Here is a 2,351-nt window from a genome sequence, read left to right as displayed (position 1 = left end):
TAAATCAGCAGGCAAATCACATGTAATACCCCGCATACGTAAATAGGTTTCTGCTAAAGTATTTTTGATTGGTTGGCTTTGTTGCCAAATTGCTTTTGCTCTCTCTGCTTTCTGTTTTGCTCGTTTGAGATCAGCACAAAACTGTTTGGAGAAAGAGAGCGTCTGATCATAAGCTTTATCAAAAAAGGCTTGTTTTCCAAGCAAGCCAATTCTAATAAGCGCTTGTATGATCTCTCTAAAAGAGCAGCCAGCATAACAATAGAGTAAAAGACGCCCATCATGTCCATTGACAAGGGATAAGCTAGGCAGCCTATCATCATGAGCAGGGCAACGGGCTGTTCCATAACGCCCATGCCAAACTCCACGTAATGCACAAGTAATTTTTTGAGCTGTTGTATGCAATGCATAAGCATCGCTTGTTGTAGCATTTGTAAAATGCATAAAATCCCTTCCTGCTACTTGCATTACAGGACAGATTCTGTTATTTCGGGATTTGCGAAAGTCGAAATACTTTGTCTGTCCTATAAGGCGAAGTTTTCTTTAGGCGGCGTCGTTGCCACGTTGGTTTTTTGCCTTTTCGATTACATCGCAAAGGTCAGATTGTAACCAGCGCGCTAAGGAACCAATCTTTAAAGGCTTTGGTACCGAGCCATCAGCGACCCGCCGCCAAAGTGTTGAAACGCTTATATTAAGTAGTTTTGCACTCTCACGTACTGTGAGGAGTGGTCCGTTTGGAATCATGGAATCCCCTTTATATTAAATGATAGAATCACTGTTTATTAACTATATATAAATAGCAATTCGTAGCAAACTTTTCCAGCAAAAAAAACAATATCTTGTGATTTTTTATCAAGAGAAGCAATAATTTGTGATTGTATTATCCGTTATGGATAAAATAAGGAAAATGGAGACATAGAGCTATCCACAACTTTTATTGTTTTGATCAGTAACATAAGAAGCCCATCTATCCATAAAAATACGACGCTGTTCTAAATAGTCTGTGCGACGATAGGCACGCTCCACTTTTCCCCCAACCGTATGACCTAGAATGGTTTCAGCGACCTCATAAGGGGCATTGGTTGTTTCTGCGAGCCAATCACGTAAACTAGAGCGAAAACCATGCGGACAGGCTTCAAGTCCTGTTTTTTTCATGTATTGTAACATGCTGTTCTGTGCAAGGGGACCACGACCGGTTGCAGAAAAAAGAAACCCATTACGAGATAAAAGGCGTGCTTGTTTAATCACTTTTAGTGCTTCTGATGATAAAGGAACGCGGAATTCTTCTGTAGCATCGCGTCGTCCTTTCATACTTTCAGCAGGAATGGTCCATATATCCCCATCAATCTGATCTTTATGCATATAGCGCAAAGGACGTGTACGAACGCCTGTAAGAATAAGCAAACGCAAAGCCAGTTGTGTCATTGTTGTTGTTTTGCAGAGTGACTGATAAAAGGCAGGAACATCTTTCCAGTCCATTGCTGGTAAATTTTGTGCTTTATGGCGTTGTTTCCCTAAGAGAGCCCGTGCTTTTATCGTTGCTTGTAAATCAACATCCAGCCCCAAAGCAGCAGCATGTTTGAGACAAATATTAAGACGATTTATTGCTTTCTCTGCGGTTGCAGCTTTTGCATGCCAAATGGGAGCAAGAACATTGCGTATCTCTGTTTGTGTAATTTCTGAAATAGGAATACAGCCTAATTTGGGGAGAATATAAAGTTGTAAAGGTAGAAACCAATTCCCAGCCTTGCCATCTCCTTTTAATTCAGCTTTACGACTTTCAAAAGCATCTAAGGCAATGTCTTTTAGGTAATGGAGATTACTTATTGCCTCACGCTTTTGTTTCTCACGTTCTTTAATGGGATCACGCCCCTCATGCAAAACAGAACGCCATTGATTTGCTAATTCACGGGCTTTTTTTAAAGAAACATTTCGCAACGCACCCAAGCCCATTTCGCGGCGCCGACCATGAATGGTATAACGATAAAGCCATTGAGCACCACCATCTTTACGCTTATGGAGAAGCAAGCCGGCACCATCATTATATTTGCCAGCCCCCAATGTTGCGACAGCCCTTGCATTAAGACGATTCATAAGAACCATTTTTACTCCTTTCTTGTACAATTTTTACCCACACACCAGCCCCGCTTTTGACGTGCAAGCAAGTGATATTAATTGATTCAATCTGAGAGGGTTTGTGATGAGAAAATCTTACTATATTCGGAGTTATGATTCAAGTTGAAAAAGGATGATTTATTATTATAAATCAATGTGTTGCCAGACCCCGGAATACTAATGCGAGGGCGCTCGCAACCGGTGGGGACATCAAGTGAAAGCCAAAAATCTACATTTTT

Annotated in this window: 2 protein-coding genes and 1 pseudogene; all 3 read right to left on the bottom strand. The window is 41.0% G+C overall.

Translation table 11 applies throughout. From position 1 onward, the window contains the following. Positions 1 to 441: pseudogene (locus tag ACFIQE_RS09630) on the bottom strand (virulence-associated protein E); the annotation flags it as partial. A gap of 99 nt (positions 442 to 540) precedes the next feature. Further along, entirely contained in the window at positions 541 to 741 is a 201-nt protein-coding gene (locus tag ACFIQE_RS09625; protein ID WP_015856773.1) for an AlpA family transcriptional regulator, read from the bottom strand. Between the two features lie 177 nt (positions 742 to 918). After that, a complete protein-coding gene (locus ACFIQE_RS09620; protein WP_375641019.1) occupies positions 919 to 2,100 on the bottom strand; it encodes a tyrosine-type recombinase/integrase in 1,182 nt (393 codons plus the stop codon). Positions 2,101 to 2,351 lie beyond the last annotated feature (251 nt).

The sequence above is a fragment of the Bartonella sp. AA1HLJMS genome (assembly GCF_042197445.1).
Lineage (GTDB): Bacteria > Pseudomonadota > Alphaproteobacteria > Rhizobiales > Rhizobiaceae > Bartonella.
Note: the sequence above shows the minus strand (reverse complement) of the source record. Positions and strands in the feature narration are given on the sequence as shown.

Excerpts from the sequence above, each read along its gene's own strand:
- ACFIQE_RS09625 (WP_015856773.1), bottom strand. The coding sequence starts at position 741 with ATGATTCCAAACGGACCACTCCTCACAGTACGTGAGAGTGCAAAACTA.
- ACFIQE_RS09620 (WP_375641019.1), bottom strand. The coding sequence starts at position 2,100 with ATGGTTCTTATGAATCGTCTTAATGCAAGGGCTGTCGCAACATTGGGG.